The following is a 14303-nucleotide window of genomic DNA, read 5'->3' on the forward strand; positions in this document are numbered from 1 at the left end:
CGTGACGCGTCTTATGTGTGAGTCTTTATTTCATGTGTCTGCCTGCCGACTTGTCTGTGTCTCTCTGTCTTCTGAATATATTGCAGGCCTATGTTGTGTCTGTGCCGCGTCTCGTTATGTGTGCCTGTTTCGTGTATGTGTGTTACAAGTCTCTATATGTCTAGTATATATGCGTCTTTTCCTTCAGCCAACGTCCCACCGATAAAGCGGTTTCGCCCTGTATTACCCTTGCCACTCTTCCCCTAAACGGTAAAAACAGGCATTCCTTGGCTCAAAAGTCGCCGCCAGTTTAGAATTTATTCAACATCTTCTATAATAGAAGAAACAGACGCTATAGTGTTAAGAAAACACGGTGTATTTAAAAGAGCGTACATATGAAAGGTGGATATATCTACTATGAATCAAACTCCTTTATCCAGACTGGAAGCCGATCTGTCCAAGCAAGAACTCGATGCCATGCTCATCACAGATCCAAAACATATTTATTATCTGACGGGATATGCGAGCAATCCGCATGAACGTTTTATGGGCCTGATGCTGGCACGCGGTGAAGATCCGTTACTGATTGTGCCTGCACTGGACGCGGATGCCGCTGCGGCAGCTTCTACTGTATCCAACATTGCTACACATTCGGACACGGATAATCCCTACGCGCTGTTTGACCGATATCAAGGACGGCTGGGCCGGGTAGGTTTGGAAAAAGAATACGTCACCGTCTCTCGTTATGAGCAACTGAACTCCGCTCTAGGCGGTGCAAGCTTTGAAGATGTTGGTTCGTTGCTGCGCGCACTGCGTGTGAACAAAACACCGGAAGAAGTCGCTCGTATTCGCCATGCCATCTATTTAATTGAAGAAACACTGCGTCAAGGTCTTACCCATGTGCGTGCAGGTGTTACGGAGATCGAGCTGGTCGCTGAGATGGAATACCAGATGAAAAAACTCGGAGCCGACGGCCCCTCCTTTGATACCATGGTGCTGACTGGACCCAAAACCGGCTTGCCGCATGGTACGCCTGGGGATCGCAAACTACAGCACGGGGATTTGCTTATGTTTGACATGGGTGTGTACGCTGGTGGATATGCGTCGGACATTACGCGTACCTTTGCCTTCGGAGACATTTCACCAGAACTTCGCACCATCTATAATACCGTACTTGCCGCCAACGAAGCCGCGATACAGGTTGTTAAATCAGGCATTACCTGCGCATCCGTTGACCGCGCTGCTCGTCAGGTGACGATTGATGCAGGATACGGCGAGCGTTTCATGCACCGTGTCGGACATGGACTCGGCATTGATGTGCATGAGTATCCTTCCCTGCATGGAGAGAACATGGATCTGCTTCAGGCAGGAACCGTGTTTACCATTGAACCGGGTATTTACACCGCAGCAGGCGGTGTGCGTATTGAGGACGATGTTCTTGTCACCGAGACAGGTGTAGAGGTGCTTACTACGTATCCCAAAGAACTGCAAATCCTGACAGACTAAGTTGCAAGTATGCAGTCGCAAAACATGAGACAACTGCAACTTCAATTAGCACAAAAAATCCCGCAACCCATGACAACATGGCTTGCGGGATTTTGATTCTTGCGATGGGGATCAGCGTCTATTAGAGTTCACATCCATCGAGATCTGAATCGATCAGAGGGTTGCTATGTCAGGCGTACATTTTGTATTCCATGCTCAATCAGCTTCCATCTTCGTTAGTCCATTTCATGGGTTATATCCTGCCAATCCTCCAGTTCAGGCAACTCCTGTTTCCCCCAGTAATCCAAAAACCACTGAATCACCTTCGTTGTATCTGCCGTGGTGTAACTGTAATGCCGAAATCCGCTCTCACCTTCCTGCAAACGGGTCTCTACCACCATTTGCCCCGGTTCCTCAAGCGAAGCAGCCTGCAAATACATACTTCCCTCTACCCATTCTGACGGTTGCAGAACGACAAAATCATGCAATTCCAGATCCGTAATCAAGTCCACAAATACCGAGGCATTAAGGCTATCATTCTCATAGGTTGTGCCATTGCTCTCCAGTTTGTAGCGCAGTGTGGAATACATGCTCAATCCCCCTTGTCTTATGTAATCGTAGACGATAATATCAGGAAACAAATTCTGTATAAATTATCCCCCTGCAGAGTCCATATTGCAACTGTGGCTCCGCAGAGGGATTTGAAGTGGCGATCCTATTTTAAGCTTCATCTTCAAATTTAAAGTTACGTGCGGCATACAGAAACGGCGTTCCAACCGCAGTCAGCAAAAACTTGATCAGGTATGTCGTGAGGAAAATTTCCAGCCACACATCCCATGGATAGATAAACACAAAGGCAACCGTGCAGAATACGAGCGTATCCACAAAGGAACTGATAATCGAGCTACCATTCGTTCGAATCCAGAGCTGATTACGTCCTGGTGCAATTTTACGTAGCCAACTGAACAAACGCACATCCAGAAACTGACTGATGAAATACGCAGACAGACTGCCGAGCGCCAGACGTGGCAACAGACCAAACAATGTTTCCATCGAATCCTGAGCAAAATCCGTCGGTGCCGCATTAAATAACAACACCATCTGCATCAGAACGGTTGTCATGATCAATGTGAAAAATCCAAACCATACCGCCTTCCGTGCCTCATCCGCCCCGTACTTTTCATTGAGAAGATCACTGGTCAGATACATGCTAACATACATCGTGTTACCCAGCGTTAAGACGATTCCCATAATGTCTATCGTTTTAGTCACCTGAATGTTGGCAATGACCGTCGCTACACCGATCCAGGCATACAGACCTTTTTTGCCAAACAGACGATAACATAGAAGAAAAAATCCATACGTCACGAGAACGAATACCGCTCCCCACACCAAATTAAACATGAATACATACACTGCCTTCCTAGTTTTGATTACGCGGGATGGTTACGAACCGCGGTTTGGCGCAGCGCCAAAACATGAATAACTCTATCACATTTCCGCAACATTGAACAGCACTAAATCCCTCCAGCGTTGCATAACACCGTTAACCCAACACATATATCCTCACACGCTCTATACCCGCCATCCCCCCGATCCCCCTTCTCTATTGAAAAAAAAGACTCCCACCACTCGTGCCGCATCTGCACGTTCCGGTGTAATCCCACACGCAAAAGCCGCCCTCCGGAATGTCTCCGAAGGACGGCCTTGCATCCACTCTATTGCAGCTCGCTCTGCGCACGCTACATCACCAAGTGCACAAGTTGTGCGGCGTAAGCATCGCCCAGCTTACGCGTGAGCAGCAGAATCCAGCTCACGGCTTTGATCGTTGAACGTGTCCCGATCGTTTTCTTTCAAAATTTTACTTGTCAACAATCCGGATGTCATGGACCCGTTCACGTTGAGCGCTGTACGACCCATGTCGATCAACGGCTCAACGGAAATCAACAGTCCTACCAGAGCCACAGGCAAATTCAATGTGGACAAGACGATCAGGGAGGCGAAGGTTGCGCCGCCGCCAACGCCTGCCACACCAAACGAACTGATCATAACTACGAGGATCAACGTCACGATGAAGTCCCAGCTCAGCGGGTCGATTCCGACCGTCGGAGCAATCATAACCGCCAGCATGGCCGGATATACACCGGCGCAGCCGTTTTGCCCAATCGTAGCACCAAAGCTTGCGGACAAGTTGGCAATCCCGTCGGATACACCGAGTTTCTTCGTCTGTGTCTCCACGTTCAGCGGAATCGCTGCCGCACTTGAACGAGAAGTAAAAGCAAATACCAGCGTTGGCAGTACTTTTTTCACATACGTAACCGGGTTAAATCCGGACAGGGAGATGATGATCAGATGGATGACAAACATAATCGCCAGCGCCACGTAAGACGCAATGACAAACTTGATCAGCTTCAAAATTTCCTCTGCATTGGTGGTCGCCGTTACTTTCGTAATGAGCGCCAAAATGCCGTAAGGCGTAAGCCTCAGTACCAGCGTGACAATCCGCATTACAACAGCGTAGACGGCATTCACCATGCCACGGAACGTTTCCGCCTGTTGCGGTTTCTTGCGATCCAGTCCCAATACAGCTACACCGATAAAGGCTGAGAAAATAACGACAGCCAGTGTAGACGTACGGCGTTCACCCGTCATATCCGCAAATGGATTGGAAGGAATGAACTCCAGCACCTGCTGTGGAATCGTCTGATCCTTCACATCAGCCAAACGTTCCTCCACCTTCTGGATTTGAGCCGTTTCCCGATCTCCGCCTTGAATCTCAATGGAAGTCAGGTTGAATCCCAGACTTGTTGCAATGCTGACTCCAGCAGCAATCGCTGTTGTAATTAGCAAAATAGCGATGATGGAGAAACTCATCTTGCCCAGGTTTTGTTTCCCCTTCAGATTCATGATCGCCGAGATAATCGACACCATGATGAGTGGAATAACTACCATTTGTAGCAGACGGACATATCCTGAACCGACCAGATTAAACCAATCGACTGACTTCGTAATCACATCCGAACCCGATGTGTAGATCAATTGCAGAATAACACCATAAACAACACCCATACCTAGACCCGCAAATACACGTTTCGTAAACGAGATGTGTTTCTTCTGCATCCAGTAGAGAACACCCAGCAGCGCCAGCATGACCACTACATTCACAATTAATAGAAATGTATTCATTACCTTTGTTCCTCCTCAGACATGTATCATCGGTCTTGAACCGATTTTCTAATTTATATTTGGCCTTCAAATGTGACAATGAACAATATAACATATATCAAACTATTCTGGTAGGTATTAATTGATATTATGTAATATCCATGTTAATCATTCTGGATCGATGAAAATAATTATGCAGTTTTATGAAAATTCTGCTATTCAACCCGCGGTTAATTTTGTAAAATGGGTATATCCGCTTATTCGAGAGTTTCGTAAATACAAAAAATAGGTCTTTCTTCGTTAGTAAAAAAGGCCATAGAGAACGGAATAAGGGACAATGTTATTGAAGATGACGTGAAAGGGTGATTCTATGTTTCGCAAACGCACCGTTGCTGGCAAGATCAGGGGCACGTTATTCCTAGTGTTACTCGTTGCCTCCCTGTTGTTTAGTATCAGTTTTTATGCCGTATCCATGAATATTATTCAAAGTTACGTACTACCTCAGTTCGACAAAGTTCTGAATACGTCCATTCAGGATATTTACAAAAATACATCCTCATCCAAACTTCTGCAGATCCAAAGTGGCGGTGCAGGCGCTGAAGGAGCGGCCATGACGGTCGGATCCTACCTGGCGGATCAGTCCAAAGAACATAGCCTGGATGCGGCTTATGTCATTGCCGTGCAGGATGGCAAAGCCACCGTTGTTGTCGCTAGCATCAACTCCAAGTTCAAGACCGGAGATGCTATTGATGTAGAACCTTCCATGGTACAAGCAAGCGAGAAGAAACAAGTGGTCATCAGCCCGGTCTTCTCTGATTCTTATGGTGTACATAAAGCAGCATTTATGCCGATTGCGGGAAGCAATATGCTCATGGCCGTCAGCATGGATGCCAAGTTTGTTCAGGATAAAATTGCTCAAATTTTCTGGCTGTGCCTCGGTATTACCGCGTTGGTATTTGTCCTTGGCTGGCTCATCTCTACTAGTATGATCAAAAGAGTCACCAAACCCATCATTAAACTTGTAGAACATAGTAAGCGAATCTCTCAAGGTGATCTTACCGCTGAGCTGCAGATTAAAGGCAAAGACGAGATCGCCCAACTGGCCTTCAGCTTCCAGACGATGACACATAATCTCAAAGAAATGATTAGCCGTGCCCTAACTACCTCTAATGAGGTCGTTGTCGGTTCCAATGACTTGCTTGAGCGTGTAGAGTCCATGTCCGGTATGGTGCAGAACTCCAGCCATGCTGCTGAAGAAGCGGGAAAAGGTAGCGTCAGTATCGCTTCCAGTGCATCCGAGAACGCAAGAGCGATGGAAGAGATCACCCAAGGAATTATGCATATCGCATCTTCTGCCGCCGAAGTATCCGAACAAATCAATGAAGCTGCAACAGAGGCGCTTAACGGCAATCAACTGGCACAAAATGCAGTGAATCAGATGGAACTTGTCGGACAGACTGCTAGCGAATCGCTACGTTATATTGAAACGATGAACGAACGTTCCGTTGCCATCGGCACCATTGTCAATTCTATTTTTGAAATTACGAAACAGATTAACATGCTGTCCCTTAACGCATCCATTGAAGCGGCCCGTGCGGGTGAACACGGACGAGGATTCGCCGTCGTTGCTGGAGAAGTCCGCAAGCTGGCGGAACAATCCAAGACAGCGACCGAAGAAATCGCCGATTATCTCGGTACGATTCGCGAAGACGCAGAACGTTCCGTAAGTGTGATGAGCCGGGTAACGCAAGAGATTGGTTCTGGAACTGCTGTTGTACAGCAAGCAGGTTCAGCCTTCCAGCAACTCAATGAATTGATCCAGAACGTCAATCTCACCATTCAAACCGTCTCCTCCTCCACACAGCAAGTTTCTGCAGGTGCAGAAGAAGTTAGCGCTTCGGTGGAAGAAACAGCACAGATTACATCCAAGTCTCGTGAGAGCATGGAACAGATTGCAGCTACCGCAGAAATGCAACTCAGCGAGATGGACTCTCATTCGAGCACGGTGCGCCATCTGCATGAACAAGCTGTCGAGCTGCAAACAGCGATGAAGAAGTTTAAAATCGACTAATGATTGATTAAGCCTCAATCCAATCATCCATCAATAACCATTAACAATCATTAATAATGATCAAATATCTATAACCCTGCATTTGCTATACTAAACATTCTAAATACTCCAATAAAAAACACCCCCATACAGATGCGATCGTTCAATGACTGAACAGGTCGCGGGTCATGGGGGTGTTTTTTGCTATTCATCCATATTTCTCACTCGGATCATTACAGATAAGTCCTGAACAAAGTGCACATGTTAATTATTCAGGTGTCACGCCCATAATCTCATACACTCGTTGCATATCCAGTGATGAGCGCAAAGATGTGGCTACTCGATCAAACTCCATTTCTTTGCGCTCCTGAGCACTGTATGTTTCTTCCAGCGGAGCAAGTCCCTTTGCTGTACGCAGTCCGTTCAACCAGGAACGCCGAAATTGGTCGCTTTCAAACAAACCGTGCAGATACGTTCCCCACACTTTCCCATCTGATGTGCCCCATCCTTCCAAGAATGCTTGTCCGCCAGCATGAGCGATCTCAAACAAAGCGGTTACCTGTTCAGGTTCGTGACATTCGGTTACACCCATATGGATTTCGTATCCCTTAACAGATATGGCCGAAGGCTCAACTTGTTTTCCGCCATGTAGCCGAATGGGATGTTCAGGCTGTATGTTCCCCATAGCTCTGACCGTCTGTTTGTGCTGAAGAAACGTTGTTGATAAAGGCAGTTTGCCAAGTCCCACCGCTTCCTGAGCTTGGTTTGCCTCGACAGCATACGGATCAACCAAGTGTTGCCCCAACATTTGATACCCACCGCATATACCTACAAGTTGAACATGTTCAAGCTCTGAGTGAGAATGGATCGCCTGTTCCAATCCCGATTCCCGTACATAAATCAGGTCTCCGATCGTATCTTTTGTGCCTGGCAAAATAATGGCGTCCGGGCTACCCAATTCCTCCGGTAAACTCACATAACGTACATTCACGTCCGGTTCACGGGATAATGCATCGAAGTCCGTGAAGTTGGAGATGCGCGGATAACGAATGACGGCGATATCCAGTTCTGTCTCTACTTTTTTGCCATGCCGCAGGGAATCCAGCACCACTGAATCTTCTGCCTCGATCTGAATATCTCTTATGTACGGCAAGACACCCAGCACAGGTATTCCAGTCCGTTCTTCAAGCCAGTCTAACCCTGGTTGCAACAGAGAGAGATCCCCTCTGAACTTATTGATGATAAATCCTTTTACACGGGCTTTCTCATGTGACTCCAGCAGTTCGAGCGTACCCACGATCGAAGCAAACACGCCGCCGCGATCAATGTCAGAGATCAGAATAACCGGCGCATCGGCCCATCCCGCCAGATTCATATTCACAATATCCCGATCTTTCAGGTTAATCTCTGCCGGACTACCTGCTCCCTCCATTAAAACGATGTCATATGTATCGCGCAACCGATTTAACGCATCCATTACGGTCTGCTTCGCTTCAGGTAAGAAATGCTGACGATAATCCGATGCGCTCATCTGGGCAAAAGGAACACCATGCACCACGATCTGTGAATGCATATCCCGCACAGGTTTGATTAGAATCGGATTCATATCGGTCGTAGCTTCAATGCCACAGGCTTCAGCCTGTGCCCCCTGCGCCCGACCAATCTCCTTGCCGTCTTCTGTAACATAAGAGTTCAGCGCCATATTCTGTGATTTGAACGGAGCAGGGCTGAAGCCATCTTGCTTGAAAATCCGGCACAGTGCCGTTGTAATGACACTCTTACCTACATCAGAAGCCGTGCCTTGCAGCATGAGTACAGCCGCTGGTTGTTTTACCTGATCTTCCACGGTCCCTCACCCCTGTCTTTCGCGCGATTAACTTGCTACATAACGATAATGCTCAAACCAAACGAAAATCCTCCAATGAAATTCTGGGCAGCCCAACCTCTACACCTCAACCTCTACAGCCAAAACAGTCCTTGAAGCACGCTTAATACCGTCAATAAAGCCGCTTCCAACAGTTCGTTCATGGCACCATATGTATCTCCAGTAAGCCCTCCAAGCCGGGCACTGATCCGGGCAGCAACAAATCGCCCTATATAATAACACGCCACAGGCAGTACGATAACTGACGTTACAGGATACAACCACCAAGGGAGTGACCCAAACCCGCTGACCATGGCATCGGCAATAGCAATATCCGGTTTAAACAACCATACGACAGCAATTGTAATGACGCCTAAGACCAGCGTAAGTCCAATCGCAGCGCTACGTGTTCGCTGGACTTCATTCCGCTCCCCGAGCCCTTTGAATAGAACGGCAAGCCCATCATCCCCACGAGCATTAGGCCAGGCTGACATGGCATAGACCATAAACCATCGGCTCCAGATCATAGGCAAAATCAGCAACGCACTGTACAACCAGTTCCCACGGGCAATCATATCGGCAATCAGTGCCGCCTTCATCATAAGGAGCAGCACACAGGCAATAACCCCCATCGCGCCCACTCGGCTGTCTTTCATAATCTCCAGCATTCGCTCACGGCTGCGGTAACTGAGCAGGCCATCTGCTGTATCCATCCATCCGTCGAGATGCAATCCTCCGGTAAGCCAGACCCATACGGTCAAGGTCAGAACCGCTGCCGGAAAAGCCGGAAGCAGGGCACCGCTCAGTGCGGCGACCAGCCACGCGCAGAGACCGATTGCAGCACCGACCAGTGGATAATACACCACACTTTCGCGTAGCAATGGCGGAACAAAATCGAGCTGCATTTTCACAGGAAAACGAGACAGAAATTGAAAGGCCGCTGCAGCCGCATGTTTCCGCTGCGGAACGGCTGAACCCGCTGAGCCATGCTTCATAAGCGATACTCCTTACTTTTCAATTCGATTGGAATGCCTACCGTCACGAGAAACACCTCACGACAGATTGCTGCAATGCGCTGATTAAGAACACCTGCCAGATCACGATACACACGACCAAGCTTGTATTCGGGTACAATTCCATCCCCTACTTCATTGGTAACCAGCACAAGTAATCCGGGATAGGTTTGGACCGCTTCTACCAGTGCATCCAGATGACCTTGCAACACGTGACCTTCGTCATGTTCATGGGCCAGTAACACATTCGTCAGCCAGAGAGTCAAGCAATCCACCAGAATCGTTGGTGCGGACGTGCCCGTATGCCCTTCGCCCATCTGCTGAATTAGAGCAGGCAAAGCCAAGGGTTCCTCCATCGTACGCCAGAGGTAACCGGAACTTTCACGCTGCTTCTGGTGCATTGCTATGCGTTCACGCATCTCGTCATCATACGCCTGAGCAGTTGCTACATACCAGGCTTCTGAGGAACGCTGCATGCACAGACGTTCGGCAAACGAACTCTTACCACTGCGTGCACCGCCAGTAACCAATACACTCATCGGGAGCCATCTCCCTGAACAGGTGAGACCGTTAAAATGGAGGAACCAGTCGAATGCTCTTTCTCACTGGAATCAGAGTCGGAAGCCTGATTCGTTCCGTCTGACACACCCGCACTTGCAAAGGTCGCCATTTCATTCAAAATCAGACATGCTGCATCAATGAGATGCAGACTGAGTACTCCACCTGTGCCTTCTCCAAGGCGCATATCCAGGTCCAGCATCGGCTTCAAATCAAGTTCACGAAGCAGCGCCGCATGTCCATTCTCATGGGAGGTATGGGAAGCGATCATATAAGCTGTACTCAGCGGAGCCAGCTTTCTTGCGATTAGCGCCGCAGCAGTCGAGATGAAACCATCTATAACAACTGGACAACGATGGGCCGCGGCTGCGAGAATAACGCCCGCGAGTCCCGCAATCTCCAATCCACCCACCTTGCATAGCACATCCAGCGCATCCTCAGGGTCAGGTGTATTAACACTCAAAGCCTGACTTATAACAGCAGCCTTGCGTAGCACGCCTGCATCATCCAAGCCAGTCCCTCTCCCAACAGCTGCTGCTGGTGCAATACCGGTGAGCGCACTCATCACTGCGGCGCTTGCCGTTGTGTTGCCAATCCCCATTTCTCCGGTGACAAACAATCCTGTCCCTTTTGCTACTTCCGCGGTAACGACATCGACACCTACTAAAATAGCCTGAATCGCCTCATCCCGAGTCATCGCGGCTCCTTGAGCCATGTTGGCCGTGCCTTTACGAATGTTGCGGGAGAGCAGGTTAGCGTGATCAAGGTCAGCATTTATACCGATATCGACACAGATCACTTCCGCTCTGGCATGACGAGCAAGGACATTGACTGCAGCGCCTCCAGCCAGAAAATTCATGACCATCTGCGGTGTAACCTCGGCTGGAAAAGCACTGATCCCTTCAGCTACGACCCCGTGATCCGCAGCCATGACGATCACAGCCCTGCGATCAAAACATGGACGAGCCTGGCCTGTCATCCCTGCAAGTCGAATCACAAGTTCTTCCAATTTTCCGAGACTACCCGGCGGTTTCGTCAGTATATCCACATGAGCAGACGTTTCCGCAGCAATATTTTGGTCTGGAGCCGTGATCTTATCTAATACTTGCTCCAATATCTGTTCTTCCTTCTTCATTCAACCAGCACTTCCTTCATCAAAATAGAGGCTCTCCCGCCTCGTTTAATCCATGTCCCGCCGCAGCAGCAGTTGAGGAACCGAATGATCCGGATGGGACACCATCGCAGGTTTAACACGAAAAATCTCTTGAATCTGCTCTCCCGTCATTAAACTGTGAGGTGTTCCCTCTCCCACTACCTTCCCCTCACGCAAAGCCAAAATACGATCGCAGAACAACGCAGCCAGATTGAGATCATGCAACACCGCTACAATCGTGATGCTGCTCTTCTTCTGCCATGCCGCTAACAACTCCATAAACTGCAATTGATATTTGATATCGAGAAACGTCGTTGGTTCGTCCAGCAATAATAATCGCGGCTCCTGTGCCATGACCTTGGCTAGGGCCACTCGCTGCCGTTGTCCGCCGCTTAGGGAATCCAGAGGTCGATCTGCCAGTTCCGTGAGTCCCAGTTCTTCAAGCACTCTGTCCACCACATGGGCTCCCTCTCCCGATTCACGGCCTAACCAGTTCTGGTAAGGATAACGCCCCATTTCGACAACATCTCGAACCGGATAGGAGATTGCGGGTAAGCCATCCTGCTGCAAAACGGCAATCATCCGTGACAATTGCTTACGACTATATGATCGGATATCACGACCAGCAATGCTGATCTGGCCTTCACTTAACGATTCCGTTCCTGCAATAAGCTGGAGTAGTGTTGATTTCCCGCTTCCATTGGGGCCAACGACACCCCACCAATCTCCTTCTGTGATCTGCCAATCGGTAGGATGCAAGGCATGATGATCACCGTATGTTTTGCCCGCCCGGACAACAGATACTAGAGAATCGGCAGCATAATTTTTGTCGGTCGTCACGGCATCATCCCCTTCTGCAGCTTTTTGTTCCGATGCAGCAAATAGGCGAAAAACGGAGCGCCGACAAAAGCAGTCACGACGCCTAGCGGTATTTCAGTCGGTGCCAGCAAGGAGCGAGCTATGGTGTCCGCCCATACCATAAAAATCGCACCGCCAATCGCAGACAAAGGTACCAGCAAGCGATAGTCCGGCCCCACCAGCAAGCGCAAAATATGCGGAATTACCAAGCCAACAAATCCGATGACTCCCGAAACCGAAACAGCTCCTGCCGTTAGCAATGTACCTACAGCCAGCACAGATAACTTGAGCCTGTCCACACCAACACCAATATGCGCTGCCTGACGTTCACCTAGTGCCAAGACATTCAGCGAACGTGCCCGGCTCCATAGAAAAATCAGTCCAAGCAGAAAATACGGGAAAAGGATGGTCGTATACGACCACCCGCGCAGTGCCAGACTTCCCATCATCCAGTATATAATTTCATTGATTGTCTGCTTCGACATGGTCGATAGGAAGGAAACGACCGCCCCCAAGAAACTTTGCATGACCACACCTGCCAGAATGAGGCTATGCGTTGGTATTTTACGTCCTTCACGAGCCAGCGACAGCACGAACCATAACGTGATTACCCCGGTCAAAAAAGCAACCAGCGGCAATGTCCAAATACCAATGATAGCGTACTGCAAACCAAAGAATATCAGGAACGCCGCCCCCACCGAAGCACCAGAGGAAACCCCCAGTGTGAATGGATCAGCAAGCGGATTACGCAACACACCTTGAAATCCTGCACCTGCAATCGCTAACGAAGCACCTACGAGCATCGCAAGCAAGACACGCGGGAAACGCACCTTCCATATGATTTGTTCGGCGGCCTTGTTCCAATCAGGTGTAATCCAGTCGCCCACCCATGGCAATTTGTGAACGAGAATACCAGCGATGTCCCGGATGGGCAACGCCACTGAACCGATGCCCGTGCAGACGAGCACGGTAAGCACCAGCAGCGCCATGCCCATCGTTCCGAACAGGATCAGCTTTCTGCTCATTTGAACAGGTCAGGATAGATCGCTTTGGCAACATCTTTCAACCCTTGAGTTACGCGCGGTCCTGGACGGCTCAGCAAGTTAGCATCGAGCCCAATCACAGCATTGTTTTTCACCGCCGTAATTTGATCCCAGCCGCTACGTGCCTTGATGATCTGATCCAGCGTCTTGTTGTCCTCAACTACGTCATTGGCGTACAAGATAACATCCGGGTTAGAGGCAATGACATTTTCCTCGTTAATTTGGTACCAACTCTCTTTGTCGGCAGCAATATTGGTAGCCCCGGCTACGTTGATCAGTTCGTCCATGAACTCACCTTTACCAACCGTCCAGCCTGGGGAGAACTCGATGTATACTTTTTTCTTCTCTTCCGGTTTTACGGCTTTTACCGCTTCCGTTACATCTGTTACATCTTTCTTCATCTGCGTGACAAGCTTCTGAGCTTGCTCTTGATGATCGGTGATTTTACCGAAGGTTTCGATATTGTTTATTACATCGTCGATAGATTTAGGATCCGTTTTGAAAATGGTAATGCCTAGTTCACGCAGCTTTTTCACCGCATCCTCACTCATAGAAATGCCAGTGAACACGATGTCCGCATCTGCTGCAATAATGGACTCCTCGTTTGGCTTGGTGACACCGCCCATTTTTGCTTTTGTTTTCGCTGCTTCTGGATAATCATCATAGTCGGATACGCCAATAATCTCATTATCCAGTCCGAGGGCAAACAGAGACTCTGTTTCAGCCGGAGATACCGAGACGATTTTGGTTGGTGCTTTTTCAAAAGTGAAAGACTCGCCCGTTGAATCTGTAACGGTCAGTGGATATTGAGTTTTCAGATCCGTTTGCGTTTGTTCCTGTGACTGCTCCTGTGCAGGTTGCTGTGAGCTGCCCGCACCTTCTTTTGTTGCGGTATTACCGCATCCAGCCAGCGCCAGTGCCAGTATTGCTGCGCTCAACAGTGATGTGAGTGCTTTCCAGTTCTTAATCATTGATTTAAACTCCCCTTCTCTATCTGTACTATTGTTGTTGCTTTTGTTATATACACGAGGCCACTCCGATTGCAGTACCATTTTCCGATCGCTGTTATCCCCAGATTTTTTTGATTCCTTTTCAAAGGGAAAAATCCGGTGATAAATGCGAACACTTCGTTTCT

Annotated in this window: 12 protein-coding genes; 2 read left to right on the forward strand and 10 right to left on the reverse strand. The window is 48.8% G+C overall.

Features of this window, described 5'->3' with window-relative positions; translation table 11 throughout:
- Window positions 1-396 precede the first annotated feature (396 nt).
- Window positions 397-1485 (forward strand): M24 family metallopeptidase, encoded by a 1089-nt coding sequence (locus BLQ13_RS08185; protein WP_090917998.1) that lies wholly within the window; start codon window positions 397-399, stop codon window positions 1483-1485.
- A gap of 215 nt (window positions 1486-1700) precedes the next feature.
- Here the strand turns inward: BLQ13_RS08185 and BLQ13_RS08190 are convergent, their stop codons facing one another.
- The 3 genes from BLQ13_RS08190 to BLQ13_RS08200 all read right to left on the reverse strand — a co-directional run bounded on the left by BLQ13_RS08190 (window position 1701) and on the right by BLQ13_RS08200 (window position 4650).
- Window positions 1701-2054, reverse strand: a complete 354-nt coding sequence (locus BLQ13_RS08190) for a hypothetical protein (protein ID WP_090918000.1) — start codon at window positions 2052-2054, stop codon at window positions 1701-1703.
- 130 nt (window positions 2055-2184) lie between these two features.
- A complete protein-coding gene (locus tag BLQ13_RS08195) occupies window positions 2185-2868 on the reverse strand; it encodes a queuosine precursor transporter (RefSeq protein WP_090918002.1) in 684 nt (227 codons plus the stop codon).
- A 384-nt stretch (window positions 2869-3252) separates the two neighbouring features.
- Complete coding sequence (locus BLQ13_RS08200) at window positions 3253-4650, reverse strand: L-cystine transporter (RefSeq protein ID WP_090918005.1); 1398 nt, start codon at window positions 4648-4650, stop codon at window positions 3253-3255.
- A 349-nt stretch (window positions 4651-4999) separates the two neighbouring features.
- On the opposite strand from BLQ13_RS08200, the gene BLQ13_RS08205 reads away from it, so the two are divergent.
- Window positions 5000-6700 carry a methyl-accepting chemotaxis protein gene (locus BLQ13_RS08205; protein WP_090918007.1) on the forward strand — a complete coding sequence of 567 codons (1701 nt, stop codon included), beginning with the start codon at window positions 5000-5002 and terminating at the stop codon, window positions 6698-6700.
- Between the two features lie 247 nt (window positions 6701-6947).
- On the opposite strand, the gene BLQ13_RS08210 is transcribed toward BLQ13_RS08205, so the two are convergent.
- From BLQ13_RS08210 to BLQ13_RS08240, 7 genes are all read right to left on the reverse strand, one after another.
- Window positions 6948-8489 carry a cobyric acid synthase gene (locus tag BLQ13_RS08210; protein WP_090918440.1) on the reverse strand — a complete coding sequence of 514 codons (1542 nt, stop codon included), beginning with the start codon at window positions 8487-8489 and terminating at the stop codon, window positions 6948-6950.
- A 149-nt stretch (window positions 8490-8638) separates the two neighbouring features.
- On the reverse strand, window positions 8639-9538 hold the full coding sequence (gene cobS / locus BLQ13_RS08215; RefSeq protein WP_090918009.1) for an adenosylcobinamide-GDP ribazoletransferase: 900 nt from the start codon (window positions 9536-9538) through the stop codon (window positions 8639-8641).
- Entirely contained in the window at window positions 9535-10095 is a 561-nt protein-coding gene (gene cobU / locus BLQ13_RS08220; protein WP_090918011.1) for a bifunctional adenosylcobinamide kinase/adenosylcobinamide-phosphate guanylyltransferase, read from the reverse strand. The genes cobS and cobU overlap by 4 nt, the downstream gene beginning before the upstream one ends.
- Window positions 10092-11249: a nicotinate-nucleotide--dimethylbenzimidazole phosphoribosyltransferase gene (cobT, locus tag BLQ13_RS08225; protein ID WP_090918013.1), complete on the reverse strand. Its 1158-nt coding sequence runs from the start codon at window positions 11247-11249 to the stop codon at window positions 10092-10094. The genes cobU and cobT overlap by 4 nt, the downstream gene beginning before the upstream one ends.
- A gap of 45 nt (window positions 11250-11294) precedes the next feature.
- Window positions 11295-12107 (reverse strand): ABC transporter ATP-binding protein, encoded by an 813-nt coding sequence (locus BLQ13_RS08230; protein ID WP_090918015.1) that lies wholly within the window; start codon window positions 12105-12107, stop codon window positions 11295-11297.
- Window positions 12104-13150: a FecCD family ABC transporter permease gene (locus BLQ13_RS08235; RefSeq protein ID WP_090918017.1), complete on the reverse strand. Its 1047-nt coding sequence runs from the start codon at window positions 13148-13150 to the stop codon at window positions 12104-12106. The genes BLQ13_RS08230 and BLQ13_RS08235 overlap by 4 nt, the downstream gene beginning before the upstream one ends.
- Entirely contained in the window at window positions 13147-14139 is a 993-nt protein-coding gene (locus BLQ13_RS08240) for an ABC transporter substrate-binding protein (protein ID WP_090918442.1), read from the reverse strand. The genes BLQ13_RS08235 and BLQ13_RS08240 overlap by 4 nt, the downstream gene beginning before the upstream one ends.
- Window positions 14140-14303 lie beyond the last annotated feature (164 nt).

This window comes from Paenibacillus polysaccharolyticus, from assembly GCF_900102085.1.
Classification (GTDB): domain Bacteria; phylum Bacillota; class Bacilli; order Paenibacillales; family Paenibacillaceae; genus Paenibacillus; species Paenibacillus polysaccharolyticus.

Coding starts and splice junctions, on each gene's coding strand:
- BLQ13_RS08205 (WP_090918007.1), top strand. CDS start 5,000: ATGTTTCGCAAACGCACCGTTGCTGGCAAGATCAGGGGCACGTTATTC.
- BLQ13_RS08200 (WP_090918005.1), bottom strand. CDS start 4,650: ATGAATACATTTCTATTAATTGTGAATGTAGTGGTCATGCTGGCGCTG.
- cobS (WP_090918009.1), bottom strand. CDS start 9,538: ATGAAGCATGGCTCAGCGGGTTCAGCCGTTCCGCAGCGGAAACATGCG.
- cobT (WP_090918013.1), bottom strand. CDS start 11,249: ATGAAGAAGGAAGAACAGATATTGGAGCAAGTATTAGATAAGATCACG.
- BLQ13_RS08195 (WP_090918002.1), bottom strand. CDS start 2,868: ATGTTTAATTTGGTGTGGGGAGCGGTATTCGTTCTCGTGACGTATGGA.
- BLQ13_RS08235 (WP_090918017.1), bottom strand. CDS start 13,150: ATGAGCAGAAAGCTGATCCTGTTCGGAACGATGGGCATGGCGCTGCTG.
- BLQ13_RS08240 (WP_090918442.1), bottom strand. CDS start 14,139: ATGATTAAGAACTGGAAAGCACTCACATCACTGTTGAGCGCAGCAATA.
- BLQ13_RS08210 (WP_090918440.1), bottom strand. CDS start 8,489: ATGCTGCAAGGCACGGCTTCTGATGTAGGTAAGAGTGTCATTACAACG.
- BLQ13_RS08190 (WP_090918000.1), bottom strand. CDS start 2,054: ATGTATTCCACACTGCGCTACAAACTGGAGAGCAATGGCACAACCTAT.
- BLQ13_RS08185 (WP_090917998.1), top strand. CDS start 397: ATGAATCAAACTCCTTTATCCAGACTGGAAGCCGATCTGTCCAAGCAA.
- cobU (WP_090918011.1), bottom strand. CDS start 10,095: ATGAGTGTATTGGTTACTGGCGGTGCACGCAGTGGTAAGAGTTCGTTT.